Origin of the sequence: Thermophilibacter provencensis (assembly GCF_900128445.1) — a bacterium.
In the GTDB taxonomy this organism is placed as follows: Bacteria; Actinomycetota; Coriobacteriia; order Coriobacteriales; family Atopobiaceae; genus Thermophilibacter; species Thermophilibacter provencensis.
In genome coordinates, this window is record NZ_LT671417.1 from 811777 (window position 1) to 827058 (window position 15282).

General features: G+C 67.7%; 11 protein-coding genes and 1 riboswitch. Of the genes, 3 read left to right on the forward strand and 8 right to left on the reverse strand.

Translation table 11 applies throughout. From position 1 onward, the window contains the following. Window positions 1-123: 123 nt before the first annotated feature. The 5 genes from BQ7391_RS03700 to BQ7391_RS03720 all read right to left on the reverse strand — a co-directional run bounded on the left by BQ7391_RS03700 (window position 124) and on the right by BQ7391_RS03720 (window position 8276). Window positions 124-1113 (reverse strand): DMT family transporter, encoded by a 990-nt coding sequence (locus BQ7391_RS03700; RefSeq protein ID WP_235858612.1) that lies wholly within the window; start codon window positions 1111-1113, stop codon window positions 124-126. 139 nt (window positions 1114-1252) lie between these two features. Beyond that, window positions 1253-5002 (reverse strand): phosphoribosylformylglycinamidine synthase, encoded by a 3750-nt coding sequence (locus BQ7391_RS03705; protein WP_075279353.1) that lies wholly within the window; start codon window positions 5000-5002, stop codon window positions 1253-1255. Window positions 5003-5133: 131 nt separating this feature from the next. Next, window positions 5134-5925: an energy-coupling factor transporter transmembrane component T family protein gene (locus BQ7391_RS03710; protein ID WP_075279354.1), complete on the reverse strand. Its 792-nt coding sequence runs from the start codon at window positions 5923-5925 to the stop codon at window positions 5134-5136. Further along, a complete protein-coding gene (locus BQ7391_RS03715; RefSeq protein WP_083662073.1) occupies window positions 5919-7685 on the reverse strand; it encodes an ABC transporter ATP-binding protein in 1767 nt (588 codons plus the stop codon). Before BQ7391_RS03715 ends, BQ7391_RS03710 begins: the two co-directional genes overlap by 7 nt. A 15-nt stretch (window positions 7686-7700) precedes the next feature. After that, window positions 7701-8276, reverse strand: coding sequence for an ECF transporter S component (locus tag BQ7391_RS03720; RefSeq protein ID WP_075279355.1), 576 nt, complete (start codon window positions 8274-8276; stop codon window positions 7701-7703). Window positions 8277-8281: 5 nt separating this feature from the next. Then, window positions 8282-8422: riboswitch (FMN riboswitch) on the reverse strand. A 111-nt stretch (window positions 8423-8533) separates the two neighbouring features. On the opposite strand from BQ7391_RS03720, the gene murB reads away from it, so the two are divergent. Continuing rightward, the gene (murB, locus tag BQ7391_RS03725; RefSeq protein WP_075279356.1) at window positions 8534-9448 is read left to right on the forward strand and encodes a UDP-N-acetylmuramate dehydrogenase; all 915 of its coding nucleotides are present in this window, start codon (window positions 8534-8536) and stop codon (window positions 9446-9448) included. Window positions 9449-9704: 256 nt separating this feature from the next. Further along, complete coding sequence (locus tag BQ7391_RS03730) at window positions 9705-10706, forward strand: PDDEXK family nuclease (RefSeq protein ID WP_129583903.1); 1002 nt, start codon at window positions 9705-9707, stop codon at window positions 10704-10706. A 163-nt stretch (window positions 10707-10869) separates the two neighbouring features. On the opposite strand, the gene BQ7391_RS03735 is transcribed toward BQ7391_RS03730, so the two are convergent. The 3 genes from BQ7391_RS03735 to BQ7391_RS03745 all read right to left on the reverse strand — a co-directional run bounded on the left by BQ7391_RS03735 (window position 10870) and on the right by BQ7391_RS03745 (window position 14504). Further along, window positions 10870-12234 (reverse strand): PFL family protein, encoded by a 1365-nt coding sequence (locus BQ7391_RS03735; protein WP_075279358.1) that lies wholly within the window; start codon window positions 12232-12234, stop codon window positions 10870-10872. Between the two features lie 243 nt (window positions 12235-12477). Next, window positions 12478-13797, reverse strand: a complete 1320-nt coding sequence (locus BQ7391_RS03740; RefSeq protein WP_075279359.1) for an ATP-binding protein — start codon at window positions 13795-13797, stop codon at window positions 12478-12480. After that, window positions 13794-14504: a LytR/AlgR family response regulator transcription factor gene (locus BQ7391_RS03745; protein WP_075279360.1), complete on the reverse strand. Its 711-nt coding sequence runs from the start codon at window positions 14502-14504 to the stop codon at window positions 13794-13796. The genes BQ7391_RS03740 and BQ7391_RS03745 overlap by 4 nt, the downstream gene beginning before the upstream one ends. A gap of 275 nt (window positions 14505-14779) precedes the next feature. Between BQ7391_RS03745 and BQ7391_RS03750 the strand changes: the two genes are divergently transcribed. Beyond that, on the forward strand, window positions 14780-15238 hold the full coding sequence (locus tag BQ7391_RS03750) for a hypothetical protein (RefSeq protein WP_075279361.1): 459 nt from the start codon (window positions 14780-14782) through the stop codon (window positions 15236-15238). Window positions 15239-15282 lie beyond the last annotated feature (44 nt).

The window sequence follows — 15282 nt, forward strand, 5'->3', positions numbered from 1 at the left end:
ACCGTCAGCGGTTTTGAGAGGGGGCCTAGGCGCTATCTCCTAAGTGCCCTTTTTTGAGCTTCGGCTTTGCGGGCCTGTTCGAGGAGCTGCTCGGACGACCGGGAAAAGCATTGACAGCCAAAGTCATGCCTCGCGGCGGGCGTTTCCGGCGGTCGCCTCGGGCCGGTTCACCACCACGATGCCCAGGCTCACCAGGGCGAGCGCGGCAACGGCGACCATCGGGCTCACCACGTTCGTCTCACCGAGAAGGACCGCGGAGAGCAGCACGCCGAAGACCGGGTTCATGAAGCCGAAGACCGCCACGCGCGAGACCGGGTTCGCGGCCAGCGCGAGCGACCACAGCGAGTAGGCGCCCGCGGAGATGAAGCCCAGGTAGGCGAGGAGCGCGAGCGCCGGAAGCGGATTTGCGGCGTCCGCCGGCGCCACGTGCCCGCCGAGCGCGAGCCCTGCCACGAGCAGCACCGCCCCTCCGATGACGAACTGCCAGCCGGAGAGAAGCACGGGGTCGTGCTCGCGCGAGAAGCGCTTGGCGAGGTTGCTCGATGTGGCGGCGGCGACGGTGGAAAGCAGCACCATCCCCTCGCCGGTGAGGGTGAAGCTGAGCCCGCCCGACTCTCCGGCGACGTTCACCAGCACCACGCCCGCAAAGCCCACAAGGCAGCCGAGTACCTTGCGGCCCGTGAGCCGCTCAGAGCGAAAGACGAGCGCCGCGAGAAGGACGCAGAGAAAGGAGTTGCTTGCCTCGAGGATGGAGCTCGTCACGCCCGCGCAGTTGGCGAGGCCGACGTAGAAGAGGATGTACTGCAGCACGGTCTGGAAGAGCGAGAGCACGCCTATCGCGGGGAGGTCGCGCCGCTCGGGAACGAAGGCGCGGCGGGCTGCCAGGCTCACGCCGGCCACCACCATGAGGCCCGCAATCACGAAGCGCGTTCCCGCAAATGCCAGGATCGACGGCACGTCCGAGGAGTCGACCCCGAACAGCTCGTAGCCGATCTTCACGCACGGGAATGCGGATCCCCACAGAAAGCACGCCGCCAGGCAGGTGAGGACCACGCCCGGCGTGGTGGCGAGAAACGGCTTCTTTGCAGGTGTGTTTTCCTCTTCAGCAATCACGTCTAGACCCTCCAGCGGCGTGTTGTGGCTCGACAGGTATTGGTGCAGCAAGAGGCCGCCCGCCCTTCTCGCCCAGCGACTTTTGGGCGAAGCCCAATGAGCTGGGGAGAAGGGCGGGCGGCCGGTCGTGCGCGCGAACCTACTCCGTGAAGTACGCGACCCCGCCCTCAATGAGCGGCTGGTACGCGTTGCCCGGCACGTTCTTGTAGAGCCCGGCGCCGGAGCGCTCGGTGTGGCCCATCTTGCCGAGGACGCGGCCGTCCGGCGAGGTGATGCCCTCGATGGCGAGGACGGAGCCGTTGGGGTTGACGTCGAGCGACATGCCCGGGACGCCGCCCTCGTCCACGTACTGCGTGGCCACCTGGCCGGCTGCCACGAGCTTCTCGAGGAGCTCGGGCGAGGCCACGAAGCGGCCCTCGCCGTGGGAGATCGCGATGTTGTGGACGTCACCAACCTCGCACTTGGAGAGCCACGGGGAGAGCGTCGAGGCAACGCGCGTGCGCACGAGGCGGCTCTGGTGGCGGCCGATGGTGTTGAAGGTGAGGGTGGGGCAGGCGTCGTCCATCGGGCGGATGTCGCCGTAGGGCACGAGACCCAGCTTCACGAGCGCCTGGAAGCCGTTGCAGATGCCGAGCATGAGGCCGTCGCGCTTCTGCAGCAGCTCGCGCACCGCCTCGGTGACCTCGGGCGCGCGGAAGAACGCCGTGATGAACTTGGCGGAGCCGTCGGGCTCGTCGCCGCCGGAGAAGCCGCCGGGGATCATGACGATCTGCGACTCGCGGATGCGGCGCGCGAGCTCGTGGCTGCTCTCGGCCACGGCGCCGGGCGTGAGGTTGTTGACCACGAAGACGTCGGCCACGGCGCCGGCGCGCTCGAAGGCGCGGGCGGTGTCGTACTCGCAGTTGGTGCCCGGGAAGACGGGAATGACCACGCGCGGGCGCGCGATCTTCTCGCCCGCGTAGACGTGGGGGGCACCGCAGGAGAAGGACACGGGCTCCACGGCGGGCAGGGACGCGGCCTCGTCGGCGGGCGTGCGATAGGGGAAGACGGACTCGATGCCGCCCTCCCAGGCCTCCTGGAGCGCGGAGAGGTCAATCTGCTCGCTGGCCGTCTCCAGGACGTAGCCCTCGACGGTGGTGCCGAGCGGCTCGACCACCACGTCGTCGGCCGCCTGCGCGAGGACGGCGTCGGCCTCCTCGGAGAGCTCAACGACGAAGCTGCCGTACATGGGCTCGAAGAGGGAGTCCACGTCGACGTCGTCCGCGAGCTCGAGTCCGATCTGGTTGCCCACGCACATCTTGAAGAGCGCCTCGGCGGTGCCGCCGTAGCCGGGCGTGTCGCACGCGAGCGCGGCGCCCGCGGCGGTGAGCGCCTCGACGAGCCCGAGGGCGTGCGTGAGCGGGGCGAGCGCGGGGCGGTGGTCGTCGCCGTAGGCGGCGGGCGCGATGCGGACGACGCGGTGGCCGGCCGCCTTGAACTCGGGCGAGGTCACGCGGTCGACCGAGCCCGTGGCCACGGCGAAGGAGACGAGGGTGGGCGGCACGTCGAGGTCCTCGAAGGAGCCCGACATGGAGTCCTTGCCGCCGATGGCGCCGATGCCGAGGTCGGCCTGGGCCATGAGGGCGCCGAGGACCGCGGCGAGCGGCTTGCCCCAGCGCTCCGGGACGTCGCGCAGGCGCTCGAAGTACTCCTGGAAGCTGAGGTAGGCGCGCTCGTGCTCGAAGCCGGTGGCCACGAGGCGGGAGACGCTCTCCACGACGGAGAGGTAGGCGCCCGCGAACTGGTCCGCGCTCATGAGGTAGGGGTTGAAGCCCCAGGCCATGCCGGAGACCGTGGTGGTCTCGCCCGCGACGGGGAACTTGGCGACCATGGCCTGCGCGGGCGTGAGCTGCGTCCTGCCGCCGAAGGGCATGAGCACGGTGCCGGCGCCGATGGTGGAGTCGAAGCGCTCGGAGAGGCCCTTGTTCGAGCAGACGTTGAGGTCGGTCAGGAGGGCGCGCAGGCGCTCCTCGAGGGTGGCGCCGCCCCAGGACGGCTGCCAGACGCTCGGCGTCTCGACATGCGCGGACTGGTGCTTGGGCGCGCCGTTGCTGGCGAGGAACTCGCGGGAGAGGTCAACGATGACGTCGCCCATCCAGGCCATGCGCACGCGCTTCTCGTGCGTGACCTCGGCGATGACGGTGGCCTCGAGGTTCTCCTCGCGGGCGTAGCCCATGAACTCGTCGACGTCGTCCTCCGCCACGGCCACGGCCATGCGCTCCTGGGACTCGGAGATGGCGAGCTCGGTGCCGTCGAGGCCCTCGTACTTCTTGGTGACCTGGTCGAGATCGATGTAGAGGCCGTCGGCCAGCTCGCCCACGGCCACGCTCACGCCGCCCGCGCCGAAGTCGTTGCAGCGCTTGATGAGGCGGCACGCGTCCCCGCGGCGGAAGAGGCGCTGAAGCTTGCGCTCCATGGGCGCGTTGCCCTTCTGGACCTCCGCCCCGTCCTTCTCGATGGACTCCACGTTGTGGGCCTTGGAGCTGCCGGTGGCACCGCCGATGCCGTCACGGCCGGTGCGCCCGCCCAGCAGGATGATCTTGTCTCCGGGCTGGGGCTCCTCGCGGCGCACGTGGGAGGCGGGGGTGGCGCCCACGACGGCGCCGACCTCCATGCGCTTGGCCACGTAGCCGGGGTGGTAGAGCTCGCTGACCTGCCCCGTGGCAAGGCCGATCTGGTTGCCGTAGGAGGAGTAGCCGGCGGCCGCGGTGGTGACGAGCTTGCGCTGCGGGAGCTTGCCCTCCATGGTCTGGGATACGGGGACCGTGGGGTCGGCGGCCCCCGTCACGCGCATGGCCTGGTAGACGTAGCTGCGTCCCGAGAGCGGGTCGCGGATGGCGCCGCCGATGCAGGTGGCCGCGCCGCCGAAGGGCTCAATCTCGGTGGGGTGGTTGTGAGTCTCGTTCTTGAAGAGGAAGAGCCAGTCCTGGTCCTCGCCGTCAACGTCCACGGTGACCTTGACGGTGCAGGCGTTGATCTCCTCGGACTCGTCGAGACCGGTGAGCTGGCCCGTGTGCGTGAGCCACTTGGCTCCAATCGTGCCCATGTCCATGAGGGTCACGGGACGCTCGTCGCGACCGAGCTCGTGGCGCATCGCCAGATAGCGGTCAAAGGCCTCCTGCACCGTGGCGTCGTCGATCGTGACGTCGGTGAGCACGGTGCCGAAGGTGGTGTGACGGCAGTGGTCGGACCAGTAGGTGTCGATGACGCGGATCTCCGTGATGGAGGGGTCGCGGCCCTCGCCGCGGAAGTACTCCTGGCAGAAGGCGATGTCCGCCGCGTCCATGGCCAGGCCCCGCTCGGCGATGAAGGCCGCGAGGCCCGCCTCGTCGAGCTCGCGGAAGCCGTCGAGCACCTCCACGGGCGCGGGCTCGGGAATCTCGGCGGCGAGCGTCGCGGGCTTGTCGAGAGAGGCGAGGCGGGCCTCGACGGGGTTCACCACGTAGCGCTTCACGGCGTCCACGTCCGCCTCGGAGAGCGCGCCCTCGAGGACGTAGACGGTCGCCGAGCGCACGAGCGGGCGCTCGCCCTGGCTGATGAGCTGGACGCACTCGCTCGCGGAGTCGGCGCGCTGGTCAAACTGGCCGGGGAGGAACTCCACGGCAAAAACTGAGGCGCCCTCCGCCACCTCGGGCATCTCCTCGGTGGCGACGTCGGTCTGGGGCTCCGAGAAGACCGTGGGCACGCAGGACGCAAAGAGCTCGGGCGTGATGCCCTCGACGTCGTAGCGGTTGATGAGCCTGAGGCCGGTGAGGGACTCGATGCCGAGAAGCGTCCTGAGCTCGCGCTCGAGCGACTTGGCCTCCCCGTCAAATCCCGGCTTCTTCTCCACGTAGATGCGAGAGACCATGCGCTGCTACCTCCTGCTGTCGAGGGCCCGTTCCCTAACGTCCCATTCTACGGCAAAGCGGCGTGGCAGTCGGGGCTGGGACGGGCGCGCGGGCCGTCCTTCTCGCCCTCGTGCGCGGGGGTGGATAGGCGCTAGGCGAGAAGGGCGAGCGCGGCGAGAAGCGCGGCGGTCAGCAGCGCGGCGGCGAGCTCCCCGCGGCTGAGGCGCTGCTCGTGGAGGTGCGTGCGGCCCTCGCCGCCCTCGTAGCAGCGGGCGTCGAGGGCGCGGGAGAGCCCGTCGGCATGGCGCAGGCCGCTCGCAAGCAGAGCCACGACCACGGGCACGATGGAGCGCACGCGCCGGATGGGCCCGCCCTCGTCGAAGGCGCCGCCGCGCAGCGACTGGGCATCGATGATGGCAGAGGCCTCGTCGGCGAGGGTGGGCACGAAGCGCATCATGAGCGAGAAGACCATGGCGATCTCGTGCCCGGGCAGGCCGACGCGCGAGAGCGGGGAGAGCATGCGGTCGAAGGCGTCGGAGAGCTGGGTGGGGGTCGTCGTGAGCATGACGAGCGAGCCCGTCACGAGCGCGAGCGCGAAGCGAGCGGTGTAGAGCGCTGCGGCGACGACGCCTCCCGAGGTGAGCGAGACGGGGCCGAGCGTGGCCACGACGTCGCCCGTCCTCACGAAGAACAGGTTGAAGAGCGAGAGGACGGCAAGAAACACCAGAAGGGGGCGCACCGAGGCGAGGACCCTGCCGACAGGCACGTGCGAGAGCGCCAGGGCCGCCGCGACAAAGGCTGCGGAGATGCCGAGCTGGGCTGCGTTCGACACGCAGAAGATGGCCACGAGAGCCGCGAGCGTGCAGACGAGCTTGACCCGCGCGTCGAGGGCATGGATGGGGGAGCGCGCGGCATAGTACTGCCCGATCGCTATCCTCAGCATCTTCCCTCCCGTGCAAAGGGGACAGTCACTTTTGCACGCTCCGCGCGGGCTCGAATCGCGGCGACGAGCTCGTCGGTGGTGAGGGGGTCGCCGAGCGGGGGCCAGCCGCGGTCCTCAAGCTCGCGGGCGACGCGCAGGGAGCGCGGGATGCCGAGGCCGCCCTCGCGGAGGCGGCGCTCGTTGTCGCGCGAGAAGACCTCGCGGGGGGTGCCGATGGCGACGAGGCGCGACTGGTCGAGCGCGATTACGCGCTCCGAGCGCGCCGCATCCTCCATTGAGTGCGTGACCTGCACGAGGGTGATGCCCTGCTCGGACAGGCGGGCGAGCACACGGCGCAGCATGGCGCGGCCGCGCGGGTCGAGCCCCGCTGTGGGCTCGTCAAGCACGAGGATGCGCGGCTCCATGGCGAGGATGCCGGCGAGCGCGCAAAGCCGCCGCTGCCCTCCGGAGAGCGTGAAGGGCGAGTCGTTGCGGCGTGCGGTGAGCCCTACGGTCTCGATGGCGCGCGAGACGCGTCGCTCGACCTCGGCCGCCGGGAGCTTGAGGTTTCGGGGCCCAAACGCCACGTCCTTCTCGACCGTCTCAGCGAAGAGCTGGCGCTCGGGGTGCTGCATCACGTAGCCGACGGCCCGCCGCGCCGCCTTGCTGCCGCGCCGGGAGGACGTGTCATGGCCGTCGACGACGACGCGCCCCTCGTCGGGGCGCTCCAGCCCGCAGAGCAGCCGGAGCAGCGTGGACTTGCCCGACCCGGTCTGTCCGATGATGGCGGTCGAGGAGCCTGCGGAGACCTCGAACGAGACGTCGTCAAGCGCCCGCTCCCCGCGTCCATACGAGAAGGTCACGTGCTCGACCTGCGAATTGGGGACAGTCCCCAATTTGCACACATGTTTGATATCCGGGTGCTCTTCCATCAAAGTTTTGTGCGAATTGGGGACTGTCCCCAATTCGCAGAGGAGCTGGCGCTCGTCGCAGGTCCAGGGGAGGTCGAGGCGCTCGGAGAGGCGGGCGGCGAACGGCACCTCGAGACCGAGCCCGGAGAGCTCGGGCCCGTGCGAGAAGACCTCGTCCGGCGTTCCCTCGAGCAGGATGCGGCCATGGCCCATGACCAGCACGCGGTCCGCATCGAGTGCCTCCTCCATGAAGTGCGTCACGTGGATGAGCGTGGTTCCCGCCGCGGCGAGGCGCCCCATCACGCGCATGATCGCCGCGCGCCCGCGGACGTCGAGGAGCGACCCGGGCTCGTCGAGGACAAGCACGGCCGGCTCCATCGCGAGCGCGCCTGCGATGCAGACGCGCTGTCGCTGACCGCCCGAGAGGCGGGACGGATCGGCCCCGGCATAGCCTTCCATTGCAACGCGGCGCAGCTCGCGGGCCACGCGCGCGGCAATCTCGTCACGCGGCAGGCCGAGGTTCTCGGGCCCGAATGCCACGTCGTCCTCGACGACGCTCGTGACGATCTGGTCGTCCGGGTTCTGGAAGACGAGCCCGAGGGAGCGCCGCGCGCGGCGATACGCCTCGAGGTCGGGTCTGCCGTCGGCGCAGACGCGCTCCCCCGCGAGCTCGACCGTCCCCCCGTCGGGGGCGAGCAGCCCGCAGACCACGGAGGCGAGCGTCGACTTTCCCGAGCCGTTGGCGCCGAGCACGCAGACCCGCTCGCCGCGCGACACCTCGAGGGAGACGTCGTCGAGCGCGCGCACGCCCCCGTCGTAGACGAGGGTCACGTGCGAGAGCCTCACGGGCGGATGCTCGGCGGGCGCCACGTCCTTCTCGCCGGCCTATCTGGAGACGATCTGCGAGATGGGCTTCTGGATGAGCGCCGTCACCACGCAGTTGATGACGATCTTGAGCGCGTTGAACGGCAGCAGGATCGGCACGATCATCGCGATGACGTCTGCCGTGGAGACCGCTGTGTAGAGCGGCGTCACGACGATGTTGCCCCCGATGCACGCGGCGAGCGCTATGACGGCGCCCACGACCATGCCGGCGATAAGCCCGCGCGTGCCGCCGACGCGGCGGGCGATGATCGCCGCGGGCACGCAGAGGGCCACACCGGCGACGATTGCCATGATGTGGCCCCACACGTTGAACGAGAAGAGCGTCTTGAGCACCCACGGGAGGATGACGACGATCGCGCCGGTGCTCGGCCCGAAGGCGAGCGCGGCGACAAACGCCACGATGCCCGAGGGGTCGTACATGAGCCATGGGGCAGGCGGGAAGATGGGGATCTCTACGAAGGTGAGAACGAACGCCAGCGCGCAGAAGAGCGCCGTCGTGGCAATGCGCCTCGTGGACCAGGCGCCGCCTGAGGTGGTGGAGTGGTTGTCGCTGGACACGTGCGTGGAAGCAGCCATGATGGCCTCCGTTTCTTCCATCCGGACTGTAACCGTTGGTCCCGGACTCTCACCGGGTCAGCCGCCTTTTTAGCGGGTCGCGGACTTCGGGGGCCGTGCCGCCCGTTACCGCCAGTGGGGAGTTTCGCCCCGCCCTGAAACTGTCAGCGGGAGTGTAGCACTTCTCGGCGTTTCGTGTGCCGTCTTGCGCGCTGCTATACTCAAGAAGTTGCATAATCCCCCCGCCGTCTTCACTGAAGGGAAGCGTGTGGTAGAGCATGTCTGAGAGCGATCAGCCCCTCGCATGGAGGCTCCGTTCCATCGTCGGCGAGGAGAACGTCTTCGCTGACGAGCCCATGAGCGAGCACACCACGTTCAAGGTTGGCGGCCCGGCCGACCTCTTCGTCACGCCCGAGGACCCCGACGAGGTGCGCGAGGTCCTTCTCGCCTGCGACGAGGCGGGTGTCTCGCGCTTTGTCATGGGTCGCGGCTCCGACCTTCTGGTCTCCGATGACGGCTATCGCGGCGTGATCGTTTCTCTGGTCGAGTGCCTCGTGGGCGTCTCCATGGATGGCACCGAGATGACCTGCCAGGCGGGCGTGGACCTGCGCGAGGCCTCGGAGATGGCCTGCGAGCTGGGGCTCTCCGGGCTTGAGTTTGCCTGCGGGATCCCCGGGTCCATCGGCGGAGCCTGCTTCATGAACGCGGGCGCCTATGGCGGGTGCGTGGCCGACGTGCTCAAGAGCGTGCGCGTCCTCTTACCGGATGGCTCACAGGAGACGATTGGCGTCGACGACCTGAACCTGGGCTACCGCCGCAGCCGCGTGGCGTCGGACGGCCTCGTGGTGCTCTCGGCGACGTTCGCCCTTGAGAAGGGCGATCCTGAGAAGATTCGCGCCACGATGGACGACCTCATGCGGCAACGCGAGGAGAAGCAGCCGCTGGAGATGGCGAGCGCGGGAAGCACGTTCAAGCGCCCCGAGGGCTACTTTGCCGGCAAGCTGATTATGGATGCCGGGCTGCAGGGCTATCGCGTGGGCGGTGCCGAGGTCTCTCGCAAGCACGCCGGCTTCGTGGTGAACGCCGGAGGCGCCACCGCGGCGGATGTCCACGCGGTGATCGAGCACGTGCAGGATGAGGTCGAGCGCCAGTTTGGCGTGCGCCTGGAGCCGGAGGTTCGCTTCCTGGGATAGGTCTGGGCTGCGCCGCGCGCCGCGCCGGGCCCTCTCGGTAATCTCGCACCTAGTCCGTCTTCTTATATTTACCTTTACGTAGATAAAACAATAAGATAATATCTTTTCAAGAAGAAAGACTAGGTGCGAGGTTTGGGCAGGGAGAGCCATGCATGCTTTTGTGAGCCACTGGTCCGCATCTGACGTACTGCGCCTGGTTGGCGAGGCTCCCCGCTGGCCGGAGAGCGCACGCCTACTGCCGCCTGCCAAGGATTGCGTGTCGGGGCAGCGGGACTTCAGGAAGTGCCGCATTGGCGAGCGCCTGGACTCGCTTGGGCTTGCCGCGCGTCCCGTTGACCTTATCGTTCCGGCCAAGAGCGCGCGCAGCAGCGGCGGCCTTGTTCGCGCCCACCTCTGGAGCGGAATCGTTCCGCAGCGCTCCATGCTTGATTTGGGCGGCGGGCTGCTGTCCTGTGGCGCGGAGCTCATCGTAATCCAGCTCTGCTCTGCTCAGAGCAAGCTCGATGCGTTGCTGGACGCCCACGCGAGCGCCGTTCGCGCCGAGGCCGAGCTTGCGGCGGGGCTGGGTCTTGAGGAGGGACCTACCATCGACCATCCCCTCAAGTGGGAGCGCATCCGCCGGCTCATCGCGGCTGCGGTGGTCGCATGTGAGTTTGCGGGCACATATCGGCTTCCTGCGGACGAGAAGAACGTCAGCTACCGGGCTTCGCGCCTCATGAGCTCGGCAAGCCTGGCATCGGCGATAGCCGAGATGGGGGAGACGTCGGGCACGAGGCGTGCAGCGCGCGTCTGCGATCTCACGCTTGAGGGCTCCGCCTCCCCTATGGAGACTGTCCTCGGCCTCATGCTTACGCTTCCGGTTGAGTACGGCGGCTTTGGGATTGAGAGACCGCAGCTCAACTGCCCGGTTGACGTGTCCTCGTGCCGAGAGGAGGGGTTGGCCGACCGCGATGTGGTGACGCCGGACTTTCTCTGGCCGGAGCAGCGCGTCGCCATCGAGTACGACAGCGACGAGTTCCATGCGGCTCGCGGGGCGGGCCAGTCCGCGCGCGACGCCACCAGGGCAAACATCCTGACGACGCTGGGGTATCGGGTGTTCCGCGCAACGTCGCGGACGGTGCGGGCGCCTGAGGGCGTGGCGCTTCTCGCCCGTCAGGTTTCCCATGCGCTGGGCATCAGCTTAGAGCCGACGACGCCCCTGCAGGAGCTCCGGAGAAGAAAGCTCTATCTGGAACTGATGCCTCGAACCAAGGCGTAGGGCTGTCTCGAGGTCCTTCTCGCCATCGGCAATCTCGTACCTAGTATATCTTATATAAAATATAAGATTGCTAACATAACGGTATAGAAACGAAAGAGAGACTAGGTGCGAGGTTTTGGGCGAGAAGGACCGCGCGGCAAGCAGGGTCGCGCGGTCCCGCCCGCTAGTTCTTGAGGCTGTTGAGCGGTGCCGGGAAGCGGCCCCCGCGGTGCGCGAAGACGCTGCCGGCAAAGCGGTTGACCGGCATGACCGGCGCGGAGCCGAAGAGGCCGCCAAACTCCAGCATGTCGCCCTCCTTGCGGCCGATGGCGGGAATGAGGCGCACCGCCGTGGTCTTGGTGTTGATGACGCCGATGGCCATCTCGTCGGCGATGATGCCGGCGATGGTCTCCACGGAGGTGTCTCCAGGCACGGCGATCATGTCAAGGCCCACGGAGCACACGCAGGTCATGGCCTCGAGTTTCTCCAGGCTGAGGGCGCCGTCCACGGCCGCGCGAATCATGCCCGCGTCCTCGGAGACGGGGATGAAGGCACCGGACAGGCCGCCCACGGAGGAGGATGCCATGACGCCGCCCTTCTTGACGGCGTCGTTGAGCAGCGCGAGCGCGCAGGTGGTGCCGGGGCCGCCGCACTCGCCTACGCCGATCGTCTCCAGAATCTGGGCAACGGAATCGCCGACGGCCGGTGTCGGCGCAAGGGACAGGTCCACGATACCCTTCTCCACGCCCAGGCGACGGCTCGCCTCGCGGCTCATGAGCTCGCCCGCGCGCGTGATCTTGAAGGCGGTCTGCTTGATTTTCTCCGCAACGTCCATGAGGCTCGCGGTCTCGGGAAGCTCTGCCAGGGCCGCGGCCATGACGCCGGGGCCGGAAACGCCCACGTTGATGACGGCGTCGGCCTCGCCGGAGCCGTGGACGGCGCCCGCCATGAAGGGGGAGTCCTCGACCATGTTGGCAAAGACGACAAACTTGGCCGCTCCGTAGCAGTCGATGTCGACGGTGCGGCGGGCGCACTCGAGGATCGTCTCGGCGGAGAGCAGTACGGCGTCCATGTTGATGCCGGCGCGCGTGGAGGCGATGTTGAGCGAGGAGCACACGCGCTCGGTGGTGGCCAGCGCCTCGGGGATACTCGCGATGAGGCGGCGGTCCGTCGCGCCCATGCCCTTCTGCACGAGCGCCGAGAAGCCGCCCATGAAGTCGATTCCCAGGGCCTCGGCCGCGCGGTCCATGGCGTGCGCGAGCGGGGAGAGGTCCTCGTCCGGGCAGCCGGCCGCGACCTGGGCGATCGGCGTCACCGAGACACGCTTGTTGGCGATGGGGATGCCGTACTCGTTCTGCAGGTCGTCGGCGGTCTCCACGAGGCGCTCGGCCGTGCGCGTGATGCGGTCGTAGACCTTGTCGCACATGCGGCTCATGTCCTCGTCGGCGCAGCCCGCAAGCGAGATGCCCATCGTGATGGTGCGAAGGTCGAGGTTCTGCTCGGAGACCATCGAGAGGGTCTCGGCAACTTCCTGCGGTGTGATGTCCATGGGCGCCTTTCTCGCGCGGGCTACTGCAAGGTTCGATTATATGTGAGCGAGCTGACCCTGCGGCCCCAACGTTGAGTGACTCGTTTCGGCCAGATGGGGCCTCCGAGAGGCTCTCATCCGTCCGGAACGAGTCACTCAGCAGAGGAGGGTCGAGGGTCGGACAGCGACCTGACAGTGGTGACGGGGTCGTTTGTCATGAAAAACATGACAAACGACCCCGTCACCACTGTCAGGTCGCCTTGGTCACACCTGCGGGCCGGCGAGAAGGACGTTGAGGTAGAACACCCCGTCCTGGATGCCGGCGTGGAGAGAGCCGCCGTAGCGCTCGGCGATCTGGCGCATGGAGCGCACTCCGAAGCCGTGGTTCATGCCGTCAGCCTTGGTGGTGAGGGGAAGGCCATCCGCCGAGAACCTGGGCTGCTCGGGACAGTAGTTCTCCACGCTCACGCCCACCATGGCGCCGCGGCGCTGGACGGAGAGCGTGATGGCGCGCCGCTCGGGGTCGGGGAGGTCGCGTACCGCCTCGATGGAGTTGTCGAGCGCGTTGCCAAAGAGGGAGTAGATGTCCGCCGGCGCCATGAAGTCGAGCGCGGCGCCCTCCGCCATCACGGTGAGCACGATTCCGCGGCTGGAGCACGCGAGGCTCTTCTCCGTGAGGATGGTGTCCAGGGCCTCGTTGCCCGTTTCCACCACCGAGTCGTAGACGTCGACCTCGCGGGCAATGTCGGCGAGCACGGCGCCGTCCACCACGGCGCCGCTGTCCGCGAGATGGCGGATCTGATGCTTGATGTCGTGGCACTTGATGTTGATGGCCTCGATGTTCTCGCGGCTGAGGCGGTACTGGCGCTCGCGCTCGGCGAGCAGCCTTTCGGTCTCGGCCCGCTCGATGTCCGCGCGCTTGGCGTAGAGCAGCTCGTACTCCGCCACGAGCACGAAGACGCAGACCATGGGATGCACAAAGCGCAGCATCACAAGAAGGCTGAAGAGCGCGCCCTTGAGCGCGAGCGCCTTGATGATGACGTCAAAGCCAATGACCACGATGACCACCACCGCGAGCATCGAGAGCATCATCCGGTTCTCCACCTCGATGAGCCCCTTGACGTTGACCCTCCTGACCAGGAGGTAGTAGCCCGCGGCGTAGACCACGGCGGGCACGCCAAGCGTGACCAGGACGTCGGGGAGCCCCTCCAAGGAAGCGTTGGCGTGGTGCGTGACGAGCATCTGGATCAAGATCTGCAGGCCGCTCGCAATGTTCTGCAGCGTGTAGCCCGCCGTGGCGCAGAACAGCGCGGTCCATGGTCGCACGTCAAAGACAAAGAGGATGAGCAGCACAAAGACGGCGAGCACAACGCTGAAGACCGTGAACGCCTGGGACGTGTCGAGCCCGGTCACGGCCCCCGTCGCCAGCGGCACGACCGCAATGGCGAGAAGAACGGCGAGCACGAGGGCGCCCCTGAGCACGTGGTGCGGACGGCGGGGGAGCCGGCAGCACAGCAGCGTCACGGGAACGAGCAGCTGGACGAGGGGCTCGAGGGACCACCAGGTGTCGAGGAACTCCCTCACCGGTGGCCGCCCAGGTAGTCCGTCACCGCGTCCATGACCTCACGCTTGCGCGTGCGCGAGACGTGCAGCTGCTCGCCGGTGACCATCTGGAGTGCCGAAGGGCGGATGAACGAGATCTTGTCCATGTTGGCGAGGCAGCTCTTTGCCACGCGGATCACCGGCGCGCCCGAGAGGTCCTCCTCGACCTGCCCGAGCGTTCCGCGCGTCTCAAGCTGCTCGCCGCTCTCCAGGTGGTAGGTGAGCTTGTGGCCGTTGACCTCTATGTAGACGATTGACGAGAAGGGCACCACGCGCACGCCCTCCTCGGTGGGCACCATGACGGAGCGCCCGGAGTTCTGCTTGATGACGCGCAGGGCACGGTCTAGGTTCATGGAGAGGTTGCCCCAGGTGACGGGCTTCACGATGAAGCCCATGGCGCCGACCTCGTAGCCCTTCACGGCGTACTTGGCGAGGTTGGTCACAAAGATGATGGGCGTGGTCTCGTCGTAGACGCGCATGAGCTGCGCCGCCTCCATGCCGCTGATGCCCGGAAGATCAATGTCCAGGAGAATGAGGTCGTAGCGGCCCTTGTCGGAGAGCATCTCCATGGCCGACTTGATCCACGTGATATGAAACGCCTCGCCATGGGCGTCCCCATAGCGCCGCAGATAGTCAGACAGGCGCTGAGCCTCGCTCGGCTCGTCTTCCACAACGAGTGCGCGATACATCTGTTTTCCCTCCCTGGGCCTGGTCGGAGCCAAACCCATCCCCGGTAAAAGGGTACAGCATGACGTTTACCGGCGGAACGGAACCGCTTACCGGCGTTAAATGCCTGACCGTGTCACCGTTTGGCGGATTTGCGTGACGGATGTGCCACGAAAAACGCACCTCAGGCCAAAACTGACGCTCGCGAGCAGCGCGGCGTTTGAATGGAGCCAACGCAACGGAAGGACCCTGCGAGGCCTGAGGAGTCCGGCGCGGGGAAGGGAAAGAGGAGGAACCCATGAAGAAGCAGCTTGTTCTTGCCGCGGCGTGCGCGCTCGCGATCTCGATGCCGCTCGTCGGCTGCGGCGGCAACGGTGGTGGCACCGCCAGCACCGGCGACGACGCCGCCCAGTCCCAGTCCGGCGGCGACTTCGATGCCGTCGAGGCCTACTACGGCCAGTGGCACGGCTACGTTGAGATTACCGGCGAGACCGTTTATGGCACTTCGGGCGGTGTTGAGGCAATGCTCGATGTCTATCTCGAGCAGGACGGCTCCTGCTCCGTGGAGCCCACCGAGGCTCACTCCGACCTGCTGACCGACGAGGGCACCTGGGAGGCCACTGAGGGCGAGATTACCCTGCACCTCACCGACGGAGACATCGTGATGACGGTCACGAGCGATGAGAAGGCTGAGGCCAATGCGGCCGACTTTGGTATTGCCGACTTCGACACCATCCTGTTCGACTTCTACGGCTAATCCGTAACGCATTGCTTTAGGGCGGCGGGGCCGGGACAGCCCGG

Excerpts from the sequence above, each read along its gene's own strand:
- murB (WP_075279356.1), top strand. The coding sequence starts at position 8,534 with ATGTCTGAGAGCGATCAGCCCCTCGCATGGAGGCTCCGTTCCATCGTC.
- BQ7391_RS03710 (WP_075279354.1), bottom strand. The coding sequence starts at position 5,925 with ATGCTGAGGATAGCGATCGGGCAGTACTATGCCGCGCGCTCCCCCATC.
- BQ7391_RS03720 (WP_075279355.1), bottom strand. The coding sequence starts at position 8,276 with ATGGCTGCTTCCACGCACGTGTCCAGCGACAACCACTCCACCACCTCA.
- BQ7391_RS03735 (WP_075279358.1), bottom strand. The coding sequence starts at position 12,234 with ATGGACATCACACCGCAGGAAGTTGCCGAGACCCTCTCGATGGTCTCC.
- BQ7391_RS03745 (WP_075279360.1), bottom strand. The coding sequence starts at position 14,504 with ATGTATCGCGCACTCGTTGTGGAAGACGAGCCGAGCGAGGCTCAGCGC.
- BQ7391_RS03705 (WP_075279353.1), bottom strand. The coding sequence starts at position 5,002 with ATGGTCTCTCGCATCTACGTGGAGAAGAAGCCGGGATTTGACGGGGAG.
- BQ7391_RS03750 (WP_075279361.1), top strand. The coding sequence starts at position 14,780 with ATGAAGAAGCAGCTTGTTCTTGCCGCGGCGTGCGCGCTCGCGATCTCG.